We start from the raw sequence: 23,955 nt of genomic DNA, 5'->3' as shown, positions 1-23,955 counted from the left end.
CCTGCGGTTCGTATTCCTGCCAACGGCTTAACTATAGCCATGTCCGGGCGGCGCCTGCAAGGTCAAGCGGACCGGATGGACGATGTGGACCGCGTGGAAATCGGCCGTCCGCTATCTCCAACCCGTCCACTCGGTCCATCTCCCCTCACGACTGACCGGCGCTATACCGGTGCCGGAAGGGATAGCTCAACACGATTTCGGTGAAAAGCACGCTCGGGCGGTAATCGTTCTCCTTCAGCGCCTCCATGCAATCGTCGATCACGCATTTGTCGTACCGGTTCAGGTCGCGGGCGAGCGCGTAGCCCAGCATTTTCCGGGTCAGATTCCGCGCGAACTCATCCTTCTGCCGCATGAGGATACCCTTCAACTCCACCGGGCCATTGAAGGCTTCGCCCGAGGGCAGAACGCCGGAGGCGTCAATCGGCTGATCCGCCTGGGTGTCGCGCCAGCGTCCAATGGGATCGAAATTCTCCAGGCCGAAACCCAGCGGATCCATCCTGCTGTGGCAGCTGGCGCATTCGGCTTTTTCCCGGTGGATTTCCAGCTGCTGGCGGAAGGTCAGCCCCTCGGGGTGTTTGTCATCCTCGGGAAGGGCGCCCGCGTCCGGCGGGGGCGGCGGCACGTGCGCCCCCAGGATCTGCTCCATCACCCACTTGCCGCGCAGCACCGGGCTGGTGCGCAGGGGGTGGGAGGTGGCCGTCAGGACGGCGGCCATGCCCAGCACGCCGCCGCGGCGGGCATCGGCCACCTGCACGCGCTGGAGCGTGTCGCTCTCGATGCCGTCGATGCCGTAGAGGCGGGCCAGGGACGTGTTCACGTACTGGTAGTCCGAATCGATGAGTTCAAGCAGGCTCCGGTCCTCGCGCACGAGTTCCGTGAAATAGGTGTAGGCTTCGGCCTGCATCGCGGCCTTCAGGTCGTCGCTGAACTCGGGGAAGCGCCCCGCGTCGGGCTTCGCGGTCTCGGCGAGCTGCGTAATGCCGAGCCACTGCCCCGCGAAGGAACGGCCCAACGCGGAGGCCTTCGGGTCGCGGAGCATCCGCCGCACCTGCCCCTGAAGCACGTTGGGGTCCTGCAGGCGCCCTTCCGCCGCGAACGCGAAGAGTTCGGCATCGGGCATGCTGGACCACAGGAAATAGGACAGGCGCGAGGCCAGCTCGTAGTCGCCCAGGGGGTAGTTGCCCTTCTTCTCCGGCTGCGGCTCCGCGAGAAACAGGAAACGCGGCGAGACGAGCGCGCCCTTCATCGCAAACTTAACGGCCTCCGTGAAGGAATCGCCGCGATCCGCGGCGGTGTCGTAGGCGGTCAGGAGCCGCTCCAGCGCCTGTGGATCCGGCGGTTTGCGCCAGGCGCGCGCCGCGAATGCCTCAATTACCCGCTCCGCCGCATCCCGGCCGACCGCGCCGCGCTCGCCCGCCTCGGGGATCAGGGCGGCATACCGCGCGTCGGCGGCTGGATCGACGCCCGTTGCGCCGGTCCACTCGACGGCGCACGTCAGGTTGTCGGTGCGCGGGGGCAGCGCGGTCTCTATCGCCAGATCGGCCGCCGCCAGGTACTTCTCCATCTGTATGGACGAGAGGAACAGCGCTCCGCCGTTGTTGTCGAAGCCCTCGCCGCCCGCCCCGTCGGCGGGGAACATGTCGGCGACGGCCAAATCCACCCCGAGCAAGTCACGCAGGGTGTTCTCATATTCCAGCCGGTTCAGCCGGCGGCTCATCACGTCGCCCCGGTACCAGGCCGTCGATTCCTCGTTCGCGATCTGGTTGCAGTCCGCCTCGTTGACCTGCAGCGTGCCGATCCATTCCAGGATCAGGGCGCGCTCCTCGTCCGTGGGCTGCTTTTTCTTATTGCGCGGCGGCATCTCCTTGTTCTGAACGCGCATTCCGGCCCGCTGCCAGAGCGCGAGCGACTCGATGGCCTGGTCCCGCGTCTGGAAACGATCCAGGTTCAAATCGCCCCGGGAAAGGACTTCGTCGTGGCAATCGGTGCAATACTCCACAATCAGCGGGCGCACGGCGGTTTCGAAGGGGATGGGATCTTCCGCGGCCGCGAACGCAGCCGCGGTGAGTCCAAACGCCACGGGAATGGCGGACACGATTCGATTCATGGGATACCTCTACAACGAATGGCATTGGCGCGCCCGGGACGCCGGTCGCGCACCTGTCATGCGGCAATTCTGGCCACATGCTGCCTGCACCGGCCCCTGACATGATACCAGATGGGGAAGCGACCTCCAAGCGAGTCCGTCGTGTGTATACTGCTAAACCCCGCCCCAATCCGATCTTCCGCGCGACTTTTTGGCTCATCCGGTTTGAGCGTACGGGATTATTCACAGGCGTTTCTCCGTGCCCGAATTATCTGGAACCGCCCATGTATGCTGGTTGGGGCCTTTGTCGGAGTAATCGTATCGACTGCTCTTTCGGCCCGAAGGGCCAGTGCAGCTCCCAGCCCCGGGCAACGCCCGGGGAATACGGGGGCGCCACCTTCCCCGCCCTGAAAGGGCAGCGCAGTGGTGAGCCAGTCCAGCGTTTCTGAAGTTCAACTGCGCTGCCCTTTCAGGGCGTATAAGAAACCCGCCGCTCAATCCCCGGGCGTTGCCCGGGGCTGAGAACTCCGTTGGCCCTTCGGGCCGAAAGAATGCGTTGGCATCCAGTTCTTCTACCGAGTATACCGTCTGCGCTACAGACAAGGTCCAAGGAATCTTGTATACGCTCATAGCATCGCCGTCCGGAAAAGAGAACCGAGCAAACTACCCATATTTGCCGCCATCGTTGCCGATGTACCTTCAAACCGGATGAGCCGACTTTTTCATTGCCAGACCAGGCTGTTGTTGCTACGATAGGGGTAGCTGTTCATGCGCCAACCGGATGAAGAGATTTCGCGTCAGCGAGGGACCGGTCGCGCGTAGGGCCACGGGGGAACATTCGCCGCCATTCGTGCGGTGGAGGAACATGGGGAGAGGGGCGTTCGCGCCGCTCCCGGGGAGATGTAAATGATGCGATATCTGGCAAGCGCCCTTCTGCTCCTGGCCGGAACTGCGGGGCTTGCGCCCGCGCAGGTCACGGCTGATTTTTCCGCCGACGTCACGCTCACGATCGATGGTTTACCGGTCACGTTTTCCGATCAGACGGATGCGGGCGGGGGCGAAATTACCGCGCGGGTGTGGGATTTTGGTGACGGCGCCACGGACGTCGCCGTCGAGCCGAGCCATGCCTACAGCGCTCCGGGGCGCTACGACGTTTCCCTGACCGTCACCGTGGGCGGCGTGGACTATTCGGTCACGAAAGAGGATTTCATTGTCGTTGGCGGCGCCAGCGCGCCCGCCAACGGAAGCATCGACCTGTCGGGCGCCACGATTGTCACGAACGCGGGCACGCGGCCCGCCGCGGAATCGAAGGCGGCCATCGTACTCGCCGAGGAGATCGAGAAACGAACGGGGCTTTCGCTCCCGCTGGCGACAAGCGTGCCGGTCGATGGCCTGTCGATCGCCATCACCACCCGAGACCTGACCGGCCTCCTCTCGGCGCCGGCGCCGGACAGTTTCCGCATCTTCTCGGAGGTGCAAGGCGACCGCACGACGATCTGGATTGTTGGCCACGATCCGCACGGCGCGCTCTATGGGGCGGGCAAGCTCCTGCGCCTGATGGAATGGGGCCCGGGCAGCGCGACGCTTCCCGCCGCGCCTGCGATCGATTCCATCCCGGACTACCCGCTCCGGGGCCACCAACTCGGCTACCGGCATACCGCCAACGCCTACGACGCCTGGGACCGCGACACGTACGCACAGTTCATCCGGGAATTGGTCATTTTCGGAACCAATGCGATTGAGAACGTGTTTTCCGGAGATGGCAGCCCGCATTTTCCGCCCAGTTCGGAGGAAATGCACGTTAACATCAGCGAGATCTGCGCGGAGTATGATATCGACTACTGGATCTGGACGCCGATCGAAGGGATCGTCCCCAGCGCCACGGCGTCAAATCTTGCGGCGAGCGAGGCGCTCTTTCAGCAACTGCCGCGGCTCGATGCCATTTTTGTGCCGGGCGGCGACCCCGGCAGCAATGCGCCCGGCGACGTGATGAACTACCTGGCGCAGCTTGGGACGCTCCTGCGATCTTATTTCCCCGGGGCGGAGCTTTGGGTCTCCAACCAGGGTTTCGAACACGAGGAGAACGACGAATTCTTCGCATATCTCCAAAACGAAATGCCCAGCTGGCTCACGGGCGTGGTCTACGGCCCGTGGACGAAGCACACGATTCAGGAAGCGCGCGACCGCACCCCGAACCAGTACCCCATTCGCCACTATCCCGACATTACGCACAACGTGCGGTGCCAGTTCCCCCAGCGCGATTTTGACCGCGCCTTCGCCCACCTGCTCGGGCGCGAAGCGATCAATCCGCGGCCGGCGGACACCGCGCATATCCACAACCAACACGCGCCCAGCACGATCGGGTTTATCGCGTATTCCGATGGCATCCACGACGATGTGAACAAGCATGTCTGGAGTATGCGCGGCTGGGATAGTTCGATGTCTGTAGAGGCCATGATGGAGGAGTATACCCGCTTCTTCTTCAGCCCGGGCGTGGCGGAAGAAGCGACGGCCGGCATCCTCGCACTGGAAGAGAACTGGACGCTCCCCGTGCTCACGAACACCGGAGTCGATGGTACGCTGGCCGCGTGGCAGGCCCTGGAAGCCGACCACCCCGGATTGGAATCGAACTGGCGCTGGAAATTGAACCTCGTGCGCGCGTACTACGATGCGTACATCCGCGAGCGGGCGCTTTTGGAAGCGGACTACGAGGCCGAGGCCTACGCCGCCCTGGCCCAGGCCGCCGCCACGGGCGCGGCCAACGCCATGGCGAACGCCGCCTCCGCGCTGGCGCAGGCCGACACGCTCCCCGCCGAATTGCAGGCGCTGCGCAACCGGATCGTTGCCTTGTGCGATGGCTTGTGGGTTGATATCGGTTTTCAGCCCAGCGTGAATGCGCCGTACCTGGCGCGAAACCCGGAACGGGGCGCGATTCTGGACACGCTGGACCACCCGACGAATGACCGGCCCTTCTTATTGAACCAGTTTGAAAGTATTGCGGCGATGGCGAGCGAGGACGAAAAACTCGCGCGAATTCACGAGATCGTACACTGGGAAGAGCCGGGCCCCGGCGGATTCTACGACGACCTCGGCACAATTGACCGCGCGCCCCGCCTCGTGCGCCCGCTCACGTGGGAACAGGACCCCGGGCACGTTCAGTCTCCCGGGCAGGAGTTCACCTGGCACAACCTGGACATCACGAGCGCTACCCGCGGCGGAGGGCGGCTGTCCTGGCAGGATCAGGCGTACACGCTGTACGGGGAACCGCTGATAATGCGCTATACCGGCCTGAATCCCAACGCTCAATACCGCGTCAAGGCGACCTACGCGGGACGCTTCAACCCCACCATGACCTTGAGCGCCGATGGAATGGAAATCCACGGCCCCGTGGGTACCCAGATTTACCCCCCGCGCGAGTATGACATTCCCATGGCCGCTACCGCCGACGGGGAACTGGAGTTGCAGTGGGACCTGGTAAGCGGACGCGGCTGTCAACTGGCGGAAGTCTGGCTTATCGTGACCGACGATGGTGGCGGCGAGGGCGAGGGCGAGGGCGAGGGCGAGGGCGAGGGCGAAGGGGAAGGGGAAGGGGAAGGAGAAGGAGAAGGAGAAGGAGAAGGAGAAGGAGAAGGAGAAGGAGAAGGGGAAGGAGAAGGGGAAGGAGAAGGAGAAGGGGAAGGTGAAGGGGAAGGTGAAGGGGAAGGAGAAGGTGAAGGGGAAGGGGAAGGGGAAGGTGAAGGTGAGATCATCCTTGTGGCCGACTTCACCGCAAGTATAACCAGTGGGCCGGTTCCATTGACCGTGCACTTCAGTGATGCTTCAACGGTGGAAGGCGCTACGGTGCAAACCTGGTTCTGGAACTTCGGCGACGGCGCCACGAGCTTTGAAGCCAACCCAACTCATGTTTACACACGAGACGGTCGCTTTGACGTCTCTCTGAGTGTCACCGCCCCGGGCAGCAGCGACACCATCGTCCGACGGGGTTATATCACCGCCGGGTCGGGCGGGGCTGAAGGCGAAGGCGAGGGCGAGGGCGAGGGTGAGGGTGAGGGTGAGGGTGAGGGTGAGGGTGAGGGTGAGGGTGAGGGTGAGGGTGAGGGTGAGGGTGAGGGTGAGGGTGAGGGTGAGGGTGAGGGTGAGGGTGAGGGTGAGGGCGAGGGCGAGGGCGAGGGCGAGGGCGAGGGCGAGGGTGAGGGTGAGGGTGAGGGCGAGGGCGAGCCCGTTAATCCCGCGCAGGTGCTGCTGGACGCGTTTGAGACCATCGATAGCGACGCCGATGGCCGGCTAAGCTTCGGCGAAGCCCGTAATGCGATCCCGAATCTGACCCAGGCGCAATTCCAGGCGCTCGACGCCAATGGCGATAACTTTCTGACGCGAGAGGAACTTGAGGGGCGCGCTCCGGAACCCGCGGGGTGTCGGCTCGCGAAGGAAGTCCGATCCGGACTGCGCGTATTCTGGGGCGATGTGCTTACGGCGAGTCTGGCAGTCCTGGCTACTTCCGCCGTGACGGCGCGCCACATCGCGTTTCGTTAAGATTATGTGTTGTAATTGGATACGGGCTCGGATGAAGACTTGACAAGAGCCCGCATTCATGTAGAATCTATGGAGATGTTCCGAGACTTGCTGGTTACAGTGGGAAGTCGGAGCATGACGCACGCGCCGACACATGGCGGTCGGTCCGAAGCATATCTCGATGCGAATAGGGCGTTGTGTCGGATTTCGAAGTGTTGAAACTTATTGTTCTTTTTTGAGTACTCCTTGTTCTTTCTTGATTCTTATGTGCGAATTTGTTGTCTAAGTTGTTGAATTTCAGGCACTATGTTCTGGCACAAAACCTGCATCTACATGATGTCTTCTGGGATGGGCGACGTAGGTCAGTACGAACCAACAACGAATGAAACGCGATAGCGCGTGTCTCCCGGTGCGAAGGGGAGTTCAGGCGCGTGGGCCGTTCGACGGCCCAAACGTTGTGCTTCGTTCATTACCGAGGGGTTTGCGAAGTGGAAAGACGCAAAGTCAGGCGGAAGGTGCTGGCTGTATCGTCGGGCGGAGGCCATTGGGTTCAGTTGATGAGGCTGTTCCACCTGCTCGAGAAGCACGATGTGACGTTTGTAACGGTCAACGCCGCGTACGCGTGCGATATCAAGGGCTTGAAGCTGTACACGATCGTGGACGCCACGGCTTGGAACAAGCTTAAACTCGTTCGCCAGGCGCTTCAGATCTTATATATCGTGCTGATGGAACGGCCTGAAATCGTGATATCCACGGGCGCCGCCCCCGGCTATTTCGCGCTGCGCATTGCCAAGATGCTCGGCGCGAAGACGATCTGGCTCGACAGCGTCGCCAACGTGGAGCGCATGTCGCGCTCGGGTTCGCAGGTCGGCCCGTACGCCGATCTGTGGCTGACGCAATGGCCTCACCTGGCGGTGGACAAGATCGGCCTTCGCTGCAAGGGAGCCGTGCTGTGATTTTTGTTACTGTGGGCGCCCAGATGCCGTTCGACCGCCTGATCAGGGCTGTGGATGAATGGGCAGGCAGGAATACACAGGCCTACGTATACGCTCAGATTGGCGAAACGGATTACGAACCCCGGCACATCCGCTGGGACAAGTTCGTGACTCCCGATCAGCTCCGTACGCTGGTTCAATCCTCCGATGTCGTGGTTGCCCATGCCGGTATGGGGACAATTATTACGTCGCTTCAGGCTGGACGGCCGATCCTGGTCATGCCGCGGCGGGGCGACTTGCTGGAAACGCGAAACGATCACCAGGTAGCGACGGCCAAACAGCTGCAGCATCTGGATCTGGTAAGCGTTGCCTGGGACGAATCCGAACTGGCTGCGCGGCTGGACACCTGCCTGACGGACATCAAGGCCCGCCATCAGATCTCCCCATACGCAACCGGTGAACTTTGTGATGCAATCGGCGAGTTTCTTGATAACCCAAGCGCGACCCGCCCAATCGATGGGGTCATTTGCTTCGGTGGTGTGGACTGGTGGTACCACAACCGCGGACACTACGACATACAGATGATGCGCGAGTTGAGCCGGCACATGCCAGTGCTCTACGTGAATTCCATAGGGATGCGAACGCCGTCCGTGGGAGAAGGAAGGGTCTTTTTCGGTCGAGTCGCCCGGAAGTTGCGGAGCTGGTCGCGCGGGTTGCAATTGATTCGCCCCAATTTCGGCGTACTGAGTCCGGTCTCGGTACCGAAGTTTCACCAATCAACATGGGCGCAGCGCCATTTGATTGAACAAGTTCAAGATTCGGCTGCCTGGATGGGAATCAACAATCCACTGATCTGGGCCGCCTGCCCACCCGCTGCCGAAGTCATCGAGCGGCTGCCCGCGGCCGCCGTGGTCTATCAGCGCACCGACAGATTCGAACACTACCCCGGTGTTAACACCGAGCGCATTCGCGCCTACGACCTTTCCCTGAAGAGCCAGGCGGACTTGACGGTTTTCTGTTCCACGAGCGTCTTTGAGGACGAGCGCGACGAATGCTTGCGCGCGGGCTTCGTGGACCACGGCGTGGACTACGATACCTTCTCGAATGCCGCCGGCGGGCCGGAGCCCGAGGATGTGCGTTCCATCCCCCACCCCCGAGTCGGGTTTGTGGGCGGGATTGACAGGCATACCTTCGACCCGGAACTTTTTCTCGAGGTCGCGCGCTCAATGCCGGAATGTTCCTTTGTGCTGGTCGGCGGGTGCTCCCTGCCGGAAGGCTGGTGCGCGCTGGAGAACGTGCACCTGCTCGGGCGCAAGCCGTACGAGGAAGTCTCCGCCTACATGGCGGCGTGTGACGTGCTGATCATGCCGTGGAACCGCAGCCCGTGGATCAAGGCGTGCAACCCGGTGAAGCTGAAGGAGTACCTGGCGGTGGGGCGTCCGGTGGTCAGCACCCCATTTGACGAACTTATGCGGTATAATGAGTACGTGTCGGTTGCCGAGACGCCGGCGGAGTTCGCCGGAGCGGTGCGCGCCGCGCTGGAATCGCCGCCCGACGCGGCGGTATTGCGGGCGCGGGTTGCCGGCGAAACGTGGGCGGCCAAGGCCGCCGCGGTGGTGAGCACTTTGAAGGACGCGGGCCTTCGTTTCCGGGAACCGGAGGCGATTGAAGCGGTTAAACAGGAGGAAGCAGCGGCAGTGAACGTAGCAGAACCGTCCGCGGGAGGGGCTGGTTCGGCAGGGATCAGTGGATACTGGAAAAAGCCCATCCTGGCGATGGCGGCGCTGCTCGCCGCGGCGGGCGTCTGGGTCGCCTCCGATGCGTGGCTGGACATTCACCGGCTCGGGATGCGGGACGAGGAATCGAGCCATGTCCTGCTCGCTATCCCGGCCGCGATCTGGCTCGCGTGGATCCGGCGCGACTATGTCGCGGGCGCGCGGCGTACCGGCACGTGGCTCGGCCCCGTGATGGTAATTATTGGCTGGTTTCTCTACGGGTTTGGCGATGTGCAGCTTTACCAGAGCATCTGGCACTTTGGCGCGATCCTGATTGCCGTGGGGTGTATCACGTCGGTGATCGGTCGCCAGGCGTTGTACCGGCTCTGGCCCGCGTTTGTGGTGCTTCTGTTCCTGATCCCGGTGCCGGCCATAGTGCGCGCGCAAATCGCGCCGCCCATGCAGACGATCACCGCCCAAATGACCGCCTACTTATTGCAGACGGTCGGTGAACCGGTAACGCTGAGCGGCAAGGTCTTGATCGTGAACGGCGTCTCGGTGGGCATCGCGGAGGCCTGCAACGGCATACGCATGGTGTTTGCGCTGGCGCTCGTGTGTTTTTTTTATGCGTTCTCCGCGGAACTCCGCCCCGGAACGCGCCTCTTGATATTGATGGCCAGCCCGGTGGTGGCGATCATCGTCAATGTGGTGCGGCTCGTGCCCACGGTCTATCTCTACGGCTACGCCAGCATGGAAACAGCGGAGGCCTTTCACGACTTCATGGGCTGGGCGATGATGCCCGTGGCGCTGTTCGGACTAATCGGCGTCAACGCCCTGTTCACGTGGGCGCTGCGCGAAGATCCCGAGGCGAAAGACGACATTTCGGCGGCGCCCCTTGTGGCGCCGAAACACTCTCAAACATGACGCCGGCTCGACCCAATGGCAGCCCCGGCGGGTGGCGCGGCGCGCTCCGGCCGGACATGAACCGGTTGGCCGGGCGCGGGCATTCGAAGTACTGGAGGATTTCATGATTAAGCTGGTTGCCCCCGTGGTGACATGCGCTCTGCTGGCGGGCGTTGCGGCTGGCAACGCCGCGCGGCACCGTGTTCCCGCGGGCGTGGACGCCTATCACGAAAGCATCCGCGCGGCTGTGGAGCAAATCCCTTATAACGTCGGGAACTGGGTGGGCACGGATACCGAAATCCGCCAGGAGGCGCTTCGAATCCTGGATGCGAACAGCACCGTGAGCCGCGTTTTCCGGCACCTGATCACCGGCGACACGGCGACGCTGCTGCTGGTGCAGTGCGCGGATGCGAGAAGCTTGCTCGGGCACTATCCGCCGGTTTGCTACCCGTCTCAGGGCTGGAGCCAGCTTTCGGCTTCGCCACAGTCCTTCGCTTCAGCGGACGGCGAACAGTCAGCTACCGAGTATGTCTTCGCGTACGACCTGCTCCAGCAGTCGAGCTCGCTCGAAGTCCTGCATTTTACCGTGCTGCCCGACGGCCGAATCGGGCCGGACATGAACCTGCTGGACGGCATGGCGCGCGATCGGCGCTTCACCTTTTACGGCGGCGCGAGTGTCCAGTTCATCGTGACCGCCGGGCTGCCGGAAGAAGAGCGCCGCGAGACCTACGAAATGCTTTACCAGGCGGCCGCCCCCTGGCTCGCCGCCGTACAGGCAGGAATTCCCTCATGAGCCGAGAATTGATTCCCGCGCCCGCCGATCCCGGCGCCCCGCGCCCGACCCACCCTATGGAAGGGCCCAAACCGGCGGAGAACCCGCTCCTGCTCGTGCACAAGCTGTTGCGCGGCCGGTATCTCATTGCGATCGTTCTCGCCTGCATTCTCGGCCCGGGCGGCGCGGCCATCGGCTACTTCGCGCTCCCGCTGGAGTATACGAGCAATTCCACCATTCGGATTGCGCCCGTGCTGCCGAAGATCCTGTACGAGAGCGACCAGAACAGCATGATGCCCATGTTCGACTCGTTCCTGAATACGCAGGTGGCGCTCATTACCAGCCGCCGGGTCGTCGAGATGGCCATGCAGACCACAACCTGGCGGTCGGTGGGCGGCGAGTACTCCGTGGAGGCCTTTACGGACTTCATGGAAAATCTGAAGGTGGTCCAACCGCGGGGCAGCCAGCTTATCCAAGTCAGCTTTACCGATGGGGATCCGGCGCGCGCGCGCGCGGCCACCAAGGCCGTGGTGGACTCCTATACGACGATATATGGCGAAACCGACCAGGCCCGGGAGAATCAGCGCCTGCAACTCCTGGAAGAACGCGCCCGCTCGTTGAACAATCAGATCGACGGACTGGACGCACAAATACTCGAGGTCGCCCACGAATTCGGATCCGACGATCTCACGGCGGCCCACGCGTTTGAAGTGAACAATGTGCAGACGTTGCAGTCGGAATTGGAAGCCGCCAAGCTTCAGTTGAGTGCGTTCGGTTCGGGGACTCAGGAGCCCGTCGAATCCGACGCGCTGGACCACACCAAGCTGACCATTGACGAAATAGCGCTGCGCGACCGCCGGATGCAGAGCCTGCTCGACGAGAAGAAGCGGATCCAGCGGGAGATCGATGCGTTCGAGGCCACGATGCGGCGTCCGGAGTCGCGCCCGGAGTACCGGCTCGCGAAAGAGTCGCTCAAGTTGCAGGACGCCGAAATCGAATCGTACGCCCAGACGTACCGGGAGAACCCGATATTGTGGGGGCCCGGCGCGGCCGGCGCCGACGAGAATTTTCTTCCGGCCATGACCGCCGATCAGTTGCGCGCGCGCGTGGACCGGCTTCAAAGCATGTACGACGAGGCGCAAACCAGGACACTCGATATCGGGCGAAAGAATCTCAGGTTACGTGAGCTTCGCAGCAATCTGGCCCGGCTTCAGGAGAGCCTGAGCCTCACGAACTCCCGAATCGAAGCGCTCAGCCTCGAGTCCACCGCCGCGTTGGGGGGCCGCATCACGGTTTTGAGTGAAGCGGAGCCGCCGTCCGGGCCGTCGAACGCAAAGCGCCGGACCCAGTTCACTATTCTGGGCGGTCTGGCCGGGGGCGGCATAGGCGTCGCGCTCGTTCTGGCGCTCGGATTCCTCAATTCCCGCCTGCGCGACATCGAAGACGCGCAGGATATCCGGCCCAGGCTTCTCGGCGCGCTGCCGCTCCTGCCGGACGCGATCGGAAATCCCCTGGAGGCCTTTTCCGCCGCCCAGTGCGTCCATCAGATCCGGACGATTCTACATGCCCACATGCCGCCGCACGAGCCCCTGGCCCTGACCATCACGGCGTCCAACAGCGGCGCCGGCAAAACCAGTTTCGCCCTGTCACTCGGGCTCTCCTTTGCCTCGGCCGGCGCGCGGACGCTGATTATCGATGGGGATGTGGTTGGTACGGGCCTTACCCGCCGCACCGGCGCGACGGCCCGGCGCAAACTCGGCCACGTGCTCCGCAAGTACGAAGTGATTACCGAGGAGGAGTCGCGCCACGCGCTTGAGATGGCCCGGGGCTCCGGCCGCCCCATCGGCCATGCCCTTCTGGAGCTGGGTTATATCAGCGAGCAGGATCTGGAGGAGGGCCTCTCCATGCAGAAGGACGCCGGGCTTGGGCTGGGAGACGCGCTGGCCGGGGAACCGGTGGAGAACTGTCTGGCGGATGTGGGCGTGCCCCACTTGAGTATTCTTCCGGCCTCCCGGCGCAACGGCGCCCGGACGCACGCCATGTCGCCCATTGTGGTGCGCCGCATGCTGGACGAACTGCGCGCCTCCTTCGACGTAATCCTCATTGACGCCGGTCCCGTCCCCGGGCCGACGGACGCCACGATCATGGCGACGTGCGCGGACGGCGTCATCATGGTGGCGTCGCGCGGGGACCAGGGCGGCGATATACAGCGGGCCCTGCAGTACCTGCAGGAACTTCACGTGCCCGTGGTCGGCCTGGTGTTCAATCGCGCGGACGCGCTCGACATCGAACGCTCTCGATATTCGTCTTCCACCGTCTCCGGCGGCAAGCGGGAAGCGCATCCGCATGAACATGAGCACGAGGAACCCATCGCCGCGAATATGAATGAACTTCTGGAGACAGTTGCCCGGTACGGGCCGCTTCCGCAGTCGGTGTGGCTCTCCACGATGCACCCGGCGGTCTTCTCCGAGGCCGGCGCGCCCGTTTGATTGCGGCGCGGAGGGTGAAGCTCAAATGGGAGATGGCGGGGCCGCCAGCGCCATTGCGCCACGCGCTCCGGTCGCCGGCATGGCGTATGTGCGTTCGGCGCGAACAAAGGAACAAAGGCATCGCGATGGCCCTGTGCAGGGATGCGGGAATCCATTGCGTAGTTTCAATTAACCAGGACATCGCGGGAAGCGGCGTTTGCAACGCCCTCCCAATCGTATGAACTTTTGCAGCCAACGCCGATTGAAATCGGCTCGGGGGAATGCGGTCCGCGCGCGGAATTGACGGCCCGGACCCGGAAGCACAGCGGCTCAGGCCCGAAGGAGACATCGCTCATGCGCAGAAAACACCGCATCATCATCCTGGTCACCCTCCTCGTAGTAATAGTCGCGGGTGGCGGTGGCGCGGTATTTTTCCGCCAGCAATTCCTGGACCAGCGCGCGCTGGCCAACCGGGAGCGCGGTATGGAAGCGGCCCAGGCCGGCAACCATCGCGATGCGTTGCATAGTCTCGGCTCCTATCTCCAGCGATTCGGTCAGAAGGAGGATGCCGAGGCGCTCTATGAGTACGCGCACGCGCGTTTGAACATTCCTCTGCCCAACGCGAGGCACATTTCGCAGTCGATAGCGCTCCTGTTGCAGGTGCTGGAGATCGATCCGAATTACACGAAGGCGCAGCACGAACTGCTCGACCTTTACGTGCTCGCGGGATACGGCCAGGAGACGCTTGACCTGGCGCAGAAGGTCCTTGAGCGCGACCCGGGCGATGTCCGGGCGCTTGGCGCGGAAGCACGCGCCCTGGCCATGCTCCGCCGCTTCGACGAGGCCCTGGCGCGCGCCCGCCGGATCGCGGAAGTCGCGCCGGAGAACACGGACAACCACTTCCTGGTGCTCGCGCTTATGGAGAACGCCTCCGCCCCAGACGCGGAGATGCTCGCTTACGCCGGGAACCAGCCGGGCCTCCAACCGGGAACCACCAAGTATCAGCTGGTGCAGGCGGTGGCGCACCAACTCGCGGGGGACAACGGCCGCGCCCGTGAATTCGCCAGGGAAGCCGCACAGTCCGTCGAGGCCGGCTCGGACGATGTTCCGGTAACGGTCAATCTGCTGAATCGATTCGGGCTTTACGATGACTCGCTGGGGCTGCTCGCGCGGACCGCGCCCGGCTCCGATAACGTCCAGTTGCGCCAGCTTTACTGCCAGCGGCTCTTCGAGTCCGGCAACATTGCCGAGGTCCTCGCCCAGACGGGCGAAAAGCCCTATGCGGAGCTGGATTCGACGTTGCTGGCGATCCGGGGGATGGCCCTCGGGCGCGAGAACAACACTGCGGAGCTTGAAACCATCGCCGCGGAACTGGATGCGCGCTCGGACGATACCGTGGCGGATGCCTGGGCCCCGCTTCTCCGGGCGGTGTGGCTGGGCGGCGCCGGATCGCCGCAGGAGGTGGTGCAAATTTGCTCGGAGGCTGTGGAGGCCGAGCCGGGCAATCCTTATTTCCATTACTTCCAGGGGCTCGCCTACGAACAACTCGGCGAGCGGGAGCAGGCCATCGTCGCCTGGCAGAACGCGGTCCGCGCGGCGCCGGCATGGATCGATCCCATTCTCCGGGGGGCGGGGCTGCTCGCTAGCATCGGGCGGCATGGGGAGGCGGTCAGCCTGGTACAGGAGGCGATGCGCAGGGCGCCGCAAAATGTGAGCGTGGCGGCGGCCTCTGCGGAGATCATCGGGTCGAACATCGACGCATTGCCCGAGGATCGGATTGGCCAGCTCCTGGCCCTCGCGGAGCAGGTGCAGCAGGCGAGTCCGAACGAGCCGCGCACACTGCCGCTGGTGGTGGAGCTGTACGCGCGCCAGGGCGACACCGCAACCGCGACAAGCAAGCTCCAGGCGGCGCTCGACGCGCTCCAGCCCCTGCCCGAGGCCACGCTGCTCAAGCTGGCGCAAACAAGCGATACGCACGGCCTCGGCCTGGCGCAGGCCTGTTTCGACGCCATCGGCGCCTCCGTCGGACAGACGCCGGCCACCGTGCTCGCGCAAGCCCTATCGGCGCTTCGGAGCGGCGATGCCGACGCCGGGCGGCGATTACTCGACGAAGCCGCCGCCGAAACGCCGGACAATCCCCAGTGGAAGCTCATGACCGCCCAGTACCTCGACGCCGCCGGCTCGCCGGACGCAACCGCCGCGTGGGCCGCCGTGGTGGATGAAGACATGAACAACGCCGCGGTGCTCCAGCGGATTCTCGATTCCCGGCGCGCCTGGGACGACACGGCGCTGATCGACCGGGTTATCGAGAAGCTCAAGACCATCACAGGCGAAGGCGCGGTCACCTGGCGCGTCGCACGGGCGCGCTGGCTGCTCTTGACCGATACGTCGCAGAAGGCGGCGGCGGAAGCGGCGGCGCTGGTGAACGACACCCTGCGCACCTCCCTCCCGGAGGCCCAGCGCTACACCCTGCTGGCCACCGCCCTGGAGCGCCTGAACAATGCCCAGGGCGCCATCGACCGTTTGGAACAGGCCGTGGAAATCGCGCCCGATTCCGCCGCCGTGCGCTTCGAGCTGGCGCGCCTCTACGGCGACAGCGGGCGGGGCAATCAAGCTTCCATCCACTTGGACCATGTCTTGAACACGCCGACCGCACAGCCCGCCGACCGCCGCCGCGCCGCCGCGCTGCTCGCGCGCCAGGGCAACGTGCAGCGCGCGATCGATGTGCTTCTACAGCTGCACCCGGAAGAAGAACGCGAGGCTCCACGCGACATGCTGCTTGCGCAGCTCTACCGCCGCGCCGGCCAGTATGACAACGCCGAGGCCATCTGCCGGCGCGTGCTGGAGGAGGAACCGAACGCCAGCGTGATCGAGTTCACGGCTGATCTGCTGGCCTCCCAGGGCCGTCGAGACGAGGGCCGGGAGGTCCTGGCGCGGCTCGACGCCCTGGAGGAGACACCCGCCGGCGTGCGGGAGATGATCCTGGCCGAATTCAACCGCTTCTATGGCGATCCAGCGGAAGCGGGCCGCTGGTATGAGGCGGCCCTGGAAGCCGATGACGACAACCCGATTATCTGGCGGCGCAACCTCGCCTACCTCGTCCGCGCCGGGAAAATCGACGACGCTCTCGCGCGCCTGCCCGAAGCGCACGCGGCGTGTCCGAATGAAAAGGCCTTCGCGACCCTGAACGAAAAGGTCGACCTGCTGGAAGGCCTGCGGGACAACGCGATCGCGTCGCCGTTCATCCTCGCCGCCATCGAGCAGCCCGGTAGCCTGGACCGCGCCCTCCGCGCGCTGGAAGTTGTCCGCGACAGCGCCGCCACGGGCCAGGAGACGCTCGCTATCGAGTTCCGCAGGCTCGCCGAGCAGAACCCCACGTTCCTCACGCTCAAAATGCAGCTCGTGCGCCTGTACGCCGCCCTCAACCGGCACAAGGACGCCGCCGACCTCGCCAGCCAGTCGATGCGCGACTTCCCGAACGAAATCGAGCCGGCGCTGCTGGCCGCCGAGGCCCACGCGGCGAACGAGGACTGGGTGAACGCGCTGGGCGCGGCACGCGAATGGCGCCGGCGCGCCCCGGGCAACCCGGACGCGGCGGACCTCATGATCGCGACGGCGCAGATCCGCCTGGACCGGTCGAGCGAGGCCATCGACACCATCAGCCCCTACCTCGCGCGCGAGGGCGGCGACCCGAACCAGTTCTCCCCCATGTTCGCCAGCCAGGCCCGCGCCCTCATCAACGCCGGGCGCGTCCCCGAGGCTGCGGAGCTCATCCAGCCGCGCCTCGACAAGGCCAGCCCCTGGCGCATGCTCTGGATCCAGCTCGCCGTCCTCGACCTCCCCGACAACGCCCTCGCGGCGGAATGGCTGGACCAGGTCGCGCCGCTCATCCCCGAGGACGCCATCGAAGAGCGCCTCGCCCTGGCGTCGGCGTGGTACGAGCTCGCCGCAAAGACCAGCGACGCGGGCCACAAGCAAAAGGCCGAGGGCCTCATCCAGGCGCTGGCGAGCCGCCCCGACGTAGACGGGCGCACCATCTTCGCCCTCGGCGTCACCGCCGAACGCGACGGCAACCCGGAGGCCGCGGAGGAACACTACCGGCGCGCCCTCGAGCTTGACCCCACCCTCAACGTCGCCAAGAACAACCTCGCCATGCGCTATGTCGCCAGCGAAAGGAACCTCGACCAGGCCCTCCAGCTCGCGCAGGAGATCACCCAGGCCGACCCCAACAACGCCAACTACCACGACACCCTCGGCCAGGTCCACGCCGCCCGGGGCGACCTCGACGCCGCCATCCAGGCGCTGGAAAAAGCCGCCGAGCTACAACCCCGAAACCGCGAATGGACCGACCGCGTCGAGCTGTTCAAGCAGAAAAAGGCGGAGGCGGCGTTGGGGGCTGGGAATCCTGGACAATCGCCTACGACCGTGGGATTGTAGACTCGATACGAGGCCTTTACTCCGATGAGTCAGATGTTTAGAATAGGGGGACTTCGCTTACGCAATTGGTCCGACCATTATCCGCCGCCAAGGCGAGTAGAGCCAGCTAATGAGGAATAGACACCCGAAGCTTTACGCCATTTTGGACGTTCTCCTGCTAATGGTTTTGCTTCCTGGTGCAGTTCCAATGAAACTATTTCGCCGGATCGGCGTCCATCGGCTACCGCTGTGCAAAAACGCCCTCTTTAGGCTAGGGGTCTTCCCCCTGGTAAACCACTATTACGAGCCCCAATTTGATCACAGAGAGTTGGCGGGTGGCTATGCCAAAGATCGAAGCCTCCCTGGAATTGATTGGAATGTTGATGGGCAGCTGAGGATGCTAGGCAAGTTCACCCATTTCGGAGAACTGGCGGAACTGGAAGGCAGAAGGCTGGAAGGTATACCCCCCTTCTCGTATCAAAACTCCCTTTTTTCCTACGGCGACGCGGATTACTGGTACCAGATCATACGGGCGGTTAAGCCGAAGAGAATCTTCGAAATAGGTAGTGGGAACTCCACGATCGTCGCGCGGCTCGCTCTCGAAATGAACCGCGAGGACGACCCTGATTACGCTTGCAAACACGTATGCATCGAGCCGTTTGAGAGCCCATGGCTGGACGGGTCTGGCGTAACGCTTATCCGGAAGCCAGTCGAGCACGTTGGCGGAGAGTTCTTCCTCGAACTCGACGAGGATGATATTCTCTTCATTGACTCCTCCCACATAATCCGACCGCAAGGCGATGTGCTCTTCGAGTATTTAGAGCTCTTGCCCAGCCTGAAACCTGGTGTAATCGTGCATATCCACGACATCTTTTCTCCGAAGAACTACCCCGAACAATGGATTGCTCGGGACGTCAGGTTCTGGAATGAACAGTATCTTCTGGAGGCTTTTTTGAGCCACAATGCCTCCTGGCAAGTCGTGGGAGCCCTGAACTACCTCTTTCACCACCATCCGAACGAACTTGGCGCAGTTGTGCCGGAACTGTCCACTGAACGGCCACCCGGATCATTCTACATAAGAAGGAAATCGTGAATGGATAGCGATTTCATTCACACTTGGGCACACCAATTTTGATTATGACTTTCTTCAGCGCCTAACGGACTCGATTGCCCTCAACGCCCAACGACTTAATAGTCCAGGGTATAAATCCATGGGCCCTGAGGATACAACCTCTTTGCCTCCAAAACCGCTCTTGAACTTGAATACCCCAGGGTTTTCGTCAGGGTCAATCCCACCCAAATCATACCATTTTAGTCCGGCACCGTGAGCCCTCTTTATAACCTCCCAATGCAACAAGTATGTCGCCTTCGTCGAGTGCGCAACTGATTCGGAAAAACCCAACAAATACGTTGCTGTATCACCGACGTAGCTTCCTAAATGCATTGCGACAGGTTGACTATCTAGTTCTACTATTGCGATTTCCAGCGTTGGGGAGCTCTCTTCTTTCATTCTAGCCGCACAGAAAAACTCCGAATTGAGATCAAGTGCAAAGCCCTTCTTCGACACGAACTCGTCGTGCCGCCTTCGAAATTCGGCAAACGCACAGTTATCAGTAGTCCAACTAACACCGAGTCCGCTCCTTTCCGCAGAGTTTAGGCAGTTCCGCCATTTTTGCGCCAAACCGCGCCGAATCTCGTCCAACGACCGATTCAGGTCAAGCAATATGGTCCGATATCGCCGCTTACCGCGACTTTCTATCATCCCTAGTTTTCTCATGCTCTCGCTGGCAGCCTGATTCCAAGACAAGTCACCAAGCGGAGGAAGCACGCGTAAGGAATACCCTCTCCCTACCACGTACTCTTCAATTAAACATCTCAAACAGTCGCTCAATCGAGTCAAGTCTCCCACTTGACATCGATTGACAATTGGCGCACCCGCGATGTAAGCGACTCCAAATCCAAACAATGGCGACTTCCAGACACGTGCGGACGCGAGTCCAATCAATTCCCCCTTCGACCAGAATGCAAATTCCTCATGACTGCACCCACGCCTATTCGCTAGTTCATCCAAGTATGCCCACGTTTGCTGATAGTTCGCGTCACAAAATCCTACGAAGCTGCTTTCCCAACTCTTCCGGTCAACAGGCTCCATCCACACGTTCGAAGTCACACTAGACGCCACTTTACTCTCCTGTTATAGACAGCGCTTTGCAAACATCTTAATTTTGCCCAAGATAGACGCATCGTGCTTTCCAGATATCACTTCTTCAATATATTTGTGTGTATCCGAGCTTCTGATTGTATAACGTGGAATGATCGGGGACTTCGACCTCCACAGCGCACGATCACTTGTGTAAACGCTCTCGATTCCAGATCGTTTCAAGGCCTTTAGCGATCTCCGATCATATGCCCCGAATGGGCATGCAGCTTTGGTGATAGGCCTATCCAAGACATCCTCTAGCTGGCTTTTCGCATCAATTATTTCTTCCCTTAGAGTAATCCCTTTGAGCTTCTTCCAAGGACGGTGATACATCCCGTGAGTGCCGATCTCCATCCCAAGTCGGCACATTTCGCGCAAGTCTTCTTCGGACAAGTAGCCTGGCGTGTTAACGTGACCCCAAGATACGAAGAATGTTGCCCTAATACCTCGAGATACTAGTAATGGCACAACGATTTCCAAACAACACTTGAATCCGTCGTCAAACGTCAGTTCTGAAGTCGGCGCTAAGGCATCAAGGATACGTACAAAGTGTTCCTCGGACATCCACATTTCTCGCGTTGGGTTCCTAATGGTGGCGGGCGGCTCCCCAACCCCGTGCCCTGTAAGAACTACTCTATAATTGTCATTTTTCACACTTATCTTCCCTGGTTGGCAATGAGTTGAGTCTATTTTCCCTCCAAGCCAGGAAGAGAAGTGTGTTCAACTACGAACTGCTCAATTAGCTGTTCATACCCGTTTGGGAGTCTATGGCCAGTAGAAATCACAAATGAATTTGGAAGTTTAATCCGCTCTTGAACAACTATACCTCCCGTTATCAAGAAATCTCGCAAATTGTCCATTGCGTGGTTTGGGTCCCTGCAGAATTCCTCATATTTCACCTGAAAGACTCGGTCTTTACCAATGATCTCGCGATCCAGTTCTATGTTTCTATCTGTTAGGAAAGCTTGGGCACTACATTGAATGACGTAATGCTCGTAAGCGTACCGCTCCCACCCAAGGGGCTTCACCGACACCCAGTTCTCCGGCGGACGCAGTCTAGCACCACTCTCTCTGAGACGTACCAAGGATCGAATATTATCTACCTTGTTTCTTACTATGTGAATGAACTTGCACCCAGGAAAGGCGGCATCTAGCAACCGCATATGGACACTATGCATCACGTTTTTGCTGACGAATGGCGATCTTAGTGCTGTAGCAACACCGCTCACCGTCGATTGCATTTCACCTACTCGCCTGCCGTGAAGATCATGCTCAGTCAGGTGACACCGCTCTGGAATCCATCGATTCCAAATCCATCCACCTTCATTTGGAGCCACCCATCCCGCGACATGCCCGTACTTACTCGAGAAACTACTGGTTCGCCGGGCAATTGCATTTCTTGCAATCATAGTTGCGGCGACCGGCGTGTAGGGAAGCCTGTGTGCAAAGTTTGAAAAGTATGCGAAATTATAGCGCGTTACAAGGGCCTCGAAGAAGAGTGTCGTACCGGATCGCGGTGCCCCAATGATGAAGCAGGGTCTAACCGTTGTTCTACATGCCTTTCGCAGGAACAACTCTGCTGGATACAACACTCCTGTAGCTGCGGCCCGAATCGGAGCGATCAAGATTCTTTTCATTCATTAGTCCAATCTGCCTTAACGAGCCCTCTTACGTATACTGGTAAGCGCTTTCGAGCAATTGAAACATTTTCCTTCGCCACAAGGCGCCGAACCGACGGCAGCCATGATACAAGCCCATAGACTGTGACTCTTGTGACGTCACGCCACAACATGAGTTGGTTTGCCACGTAGGCAGCACATGTCCCGCGGATCTTCTGGATGAGCAAAAGTTGGCTTCGAGCCATTGCCAAGCTCATTTCCTCCGCACATTGCGCGGCGCTTACGCCGCCAAGGTGCGTTATTTCGATATGCGGGACGTAACGAATCACGAATCCGGCCGCACTTGCTCGATAGCACCAGTCAACCTCTTCCCCGTACATGAAAAACCGCTCGTCCAAACCGCCTATCGTGTCGTACACTTGTCGCCGGAAAAACATATAGCAACCGGCGATCACTTCAACATTGCGCTCACGTCCCGGATCGACGCCCACGTACCTTGCGCGCCCCAATAGTTTACTCCGGCGCATCACTGAATTAGGCACAAAAACGTTTATGAAAACATCGGACAACCTCGGGTAACGAAAGGTGGTTGACTGAATCTCGCCGTTGGCTCGAATGCACCGGCAGCCGACGATCGCCACATCGGGGTGCCGACCTAGATATGTCAGCGTGGCCTCCAACGTGTCCGTTCGCAGTTCGGTATCTGGGTTCAGTAATAGTATGTACCTTCCGGTTGCCTGTCTCATCCCTTGATTGTTCGCAGCGGCGAATCCTCTGTTTGTGGAATTCTCCAATACGTGAACATAAGGAAAGCAAGCTTTTACTACGGCCACGGAATCGTCGGATGACGCGTTATCAACGACGATCACCTCTATGGCGGCACCCCAAGCCTCCATATTTAGTGAGCCCAGGCAGGCGCATAACTCGGGCTTCGCATTCCAGTTTACGATGATGATCGAAAGTACAGCTCCATCGACGTCATCAATGCGAAATAATTGTTCGGCACTATGCTTCATACAGGATTCTCTAGGCCACTGTTCGTGGTTTTCTCTAATCTCAGTATATCGGGCAAACTGCCTATTAAGGCAAGAGTAAGATACCACAGCATCATCAACTGGCCAAAATACGAAATCGAGAAAAATATCGACGCGTGGACGAACAATGTTGCCCCTAAGCTCCAAATAACGACGGAATCCTTCTCTGTCGCAAGAGCCCTCCCTACCAGTCTAAATGCAGCCACGATTACTCCTATGAAAAGTAGCAACGTTACTAACCCACCGCGTAATCCCTCTAGAATGTATTGATTTGTAACATCGCGCATTTCCCATACCCCCCAACTCATGGGGTTTGTCTCCCCAAGCAGCCACCACTTTGGAAAGTTTTCGATTGTGGCGTCCATTATCTTGTACCGATGAAAGCCTGTCGAACCGCCCACCACATTGACGCGGGCGATCAAATGCCATATTGGCTTCTCCATGATAAGGTGAAGCACACACAATACCAGGAAGAATGTCCAGCGAATTGCCCGAACTTGTTCTCGCACGAAATACAACGTCATTCCAATGGCCATGAATCCCAACGCCAACACTGGCGTGCTCGACGCGCAAGAACCTACGACTATTAGACCTGACAGAAGCCCTGCGATGCCTAACAATGTGCGTCCGCGCGTCATTGCTCCGATCATCCACGGCATGGTCAACACCCAGTAGCATCCAGCTAGTATTGCGTGCGAAAATGCCCCTTGGCAACGTAGTTTCCCATCCCGCACTACGGTAATCTCCGGAACACCGCCAAATACTGAGAACATATTTCTACCACTTGAGCGCTCAACCAGGAAGGCTATGGCAACGGGAACACTAACTAGCATAAATGAGCGCGCCAAAAACATAATATCTTCCCTGCTGCGGCATACGCAGCGAAAAAAGAAGTACATGCCAATTCCGTCAAATACCCATCCGCAACGGTTTATGAATGCCGAAAGCGTACCATATGCGAGCGTATGTATTATAGTTCCACTTAGCTTCCATGAAACAACCATCAAGTCGAGTGAATTCCATCTAAACTCACTGTACTCATTGCGAGCCAGCAAACGAACCCATGCGAATAACACTAGGATCCGGAGCAAGGTGAAGTCGTTGCCCATAATAACTATACGCTGCGCAACTGGTATGAAGCATCCGAGCAGGATCATCGGCAAGACCGCAAACCGGCGGGGTAGCGTAAGTATTAGTAAAGCCAGTACAAGTGTCGCGGTCAGCCCCAATGGATGCAAAGTAGTCTGATTGTGCCACTCTCTGATTCCGACGATGTATACATCCATCCCATTGCC

The 23,955-nt window shown here is 60.7% G+C and carries 13 protein-coding genes; 7 read left to right on the top strand and 6 right to left on the bottom strand.

Features of this window, described 5'->3' with window-relative positions; translation table 11 throughout:
- Positions 1-145: 145 nt before the first annotated feature.
- Positions 146-2,107, bottom strand: coding sequence for a DUF1592 domain-containing protein (locus tag KF886_08240; GenBank protein ID MBX3177333.1), 1,962 nt, complete (start codon positions 2,105-2,107; stop codon positions 146-148).
- Between the two features lie 885 nt (positions 2,108-2,992).
- Here KF886_08240 and KF886_08235 point away from each other — a divergent pair.
- The 7 genes from KF886_08235 (at position 2,993) to KF886_08205 (ending at position 18,900) form a co-directional block, all read left to right on the top strand.
- Positions 2,993-6,619 carry a PKD domain-containing protein gene (locus tag KF886_08235; GenBank protein MBX3177332.1) on the top strand — a complete coding sequence of 1,209 codons (3,627 nt, stop codon included), beginning with the start codon at positions 2,993-2,995 and terminating at the stop codon, positions 6,617-6,619.
- Positions 6,620-7,155: 536 nt separating this feature from the next.
- Positions 7,156-7,554: a UDP-N-acetylglucosamine--LPS N-acetylglucosamine transferase gene (locus KF886_08230; GenBank protein MBX3177331.1), complete on the top strand. Its 399-nt coding sequence runs from the start codon at positions 7,156-7,158 to the stop codon at positions 7,552-7,554.
- A complete protein-coding gene (xrt, locus tag KF886_08225) occupies positions 7,551-10,172 on the top strand; it encodes an exosortase (GenBank protein ID MBX3177330.1) in 2,622 nt (873 codons plus the stop codon). Before KF886_08230 ends, xrt begins: the two co-directional genes overlap by 4 nt.
- Positions 10,173-10,275: 103 nt before the next feature.
- Positions 10,276-10,944: an exosortase-associated EpsI family protein gene (locus tag KF886_08220; GenBank protein ID MBX3177329.1), complete on the top strand. Its 669-nt coding sequence runs from the start codon at positions 10,276-10,278 to the stop codon at positions 10,942-10,944.
- On the top strand, positions 10,941-13,412 hold the full coding sequence (locus KF886_08215; GenBank protein ID MBX3177328.1) for a hypothetical protein: 2,472 nt from the start codon (positions 10,941-10,943) through the stop codon (positions 13,410-13,412). Before KF886_08220 ends, KF886_08215 begins: the two co-directional genes overlap by 4 nt.
- Positions 13,413-13,745: 333 nt before the next feature.
- Positions 13,746-17,828 carry a tetratricopeptide repeat protein gene (locus KF886_08210; protein MBX3177327.1) on the top strand — a complete coding sequence of 1,361 codons (4,083 nt, stop codon included), beginning with the start codon at positions 13,746-13,748 and terminating at the stop codon, positions 17,826-17,828.
- A gap of 109 nt (positions 17,829-17,937) precedes the next feature.
- On the top strand, positions 17,938-18,900 hold the full coding sequence (locus KF886_08205; GenBank protein ID MBX3177326.1) for a class I SAM-dependent methyltransferase: 963 nt from the start codon (positions 17,938-17,940) through the stop codon (positions 18,898-18,900).
- 54 nt (positions 18,901-18,954) lie between these two features.
- Here the strand turns inward: KF886_08205 and KF886_08200 are convergent, their stop codons facing one another.
- The 5 genes from KF886_08200 to KF886_08180 all read right to left on the bottom strand — a co-directional run bounded on the left by KF886_08200 (position 18,955) and on the right by KF886_08180 (position 23,946).
- Positions 18,955-19,509, bottom strand: a complete 555-nt coding sequence (locus KF886_08200) for a peptidoglycan bridge formation glycyltransferase FemA/FemB family protein (GenBank protein MBX3177325.1) — start codon at positions 19,507-19,509, stop codon at positions 18,955-18,957.
- A gap of 492 nt (positions 19,510-20,001) precedes the next feature.
- Positions 20,002-20,661: a polysaccharide deacetylase family protein gene (locus tag KF886_08195; GenBank protein MBX3177324.1), complete on the bottom strand. Its 660-nt coding sequence runs from the start codon at positions 20,659-20,661 to the stop codon at positions 20,002-20,004.
- Between the two features lie 32 nt (positions 20,662-20,693).
- Positions 20,694-21,644 carry a sulfotransferase gene (locus KF886_08190; protein ID MBX3177323.1) on the bottom strand — a complete coding sequence of 317 codons (951 nt, stop codon included), beginning with the start codon at positions 21,642-21,644 and terminating at the stop codon, positions 20,694-20,696.
- Positions 21,641-22,642: a glycosyltransferase family 2 protein gene (locus KF886_08185; GenBank protein ID MBX3177322.1), complete on the bottom strand. Its 1,002-nt coding sequence runs from the start codon at positions 22,640-22,642 to the stop codon at positions 21,641-21,643. Before KF886_08185 ends, KF886_08190 begins: the two co-directional genes overlap by 4 nt.
- Positions 22,639-23,946 carry a hypothetical protein gene (locus KF886_08180; protein ID MBX3177321.1) on the bottom strand — a complete coding sequence of 436 codons (1,308 nt, stop codon included), beginning with the start codon at positions 23,944-23,946 and terminating at the stop codon, positions 22,639-22,641. The genes KF886_08185 and KF886_08180 overlap by 4 nt, the downstream gene beginning before the upstream one ends.
- Positions 23,947-23,955 lie beyond the last annotated feature (9 nt).

Source organism: Candidatus Hydrogenedentota bacterium, assembly GCA_019637335.1.
GTDB lineage: Bacteria > Hydrogenedentota > Hydrogenedentia > Hydrogenedentales > JAEUWI01 > JAEUWI01.
This window is presented reverse-complemented; position numbering and strand designations above follow the sequence as displayed.

Excerpts from the sequence above, each read along its gene's own strand:
- KF886_08240 (MBX3177333.1), bottom strand. The coding sequence starts at position 2,107 with ATGAATCGAATCGTGTCCGCCATTCCCGTGGCGTTTGGACTCACCGCG.
- KF886_08235 (MBX3177332.1), top strand. The coding sequence starts at position 2,993 with ATGATGCGATATCTGGCAAGCGCCCTTCTGCTCCTGGCCGGAACTGCG.
- KF886_08230 (MBX3177331.1), top strand. The coding sequence starts at position 7,156 with ATGAGGCTGTTCCACCTGCTCGAGAAGCACGATGTGACGTTTGTAACG.
- KF886_08220 (MBX3177329.1), top strand. The coding sequence starts at position 10,276 with ATGATTAAGCTGGTTGCCCCCGTGGTGACATGCGCTCTGCTGGCGGGC.
- KF886_08215 (MBX3177328.1), top strand. The coding sequence starts at position 10,941 with ATGAGCCGAGAATTGATTCCCGCGCCCGCCGATCCCGGCGCCCCGCGC.
- KF886_08210 (MBX3177327.1), top strand. The coding sequence starts at position 13,746 with ATGCGCAGAAAACACCGCATCATCATCCTGGTCACCCTCCTCGTAGTA.
- KF886_08205 (MBX3177326.1), top strand. The coding sequence starts at position 17,938 with ATGAGGAATAGACACCCGAAGCTTTACGCCATTTTGGACGTTCTCCTG.
- KF886_08190 (MBX3177323.1), bottom strand. The coding sequence starts at position 21,644 with ATGAAAAGAATCTTGATCGCTCCGATTCGGGCCGCAGCTACAGGAGTG.
- KF886_08185 (MBX3177322.1), bottom strand. The coding sequence starts at position 22,642 with ATGAAGCATAGTGCCGAACAATTATTTCGCATTGATGACGTCGATGGA.
- KF886_08180 (MBX3177321.1), bottom strand. The coding sequence starts at position 23,946 with ATGGATGTATACATCGTCGGAATCAGAGAGTGGCACAATCAGACTACT.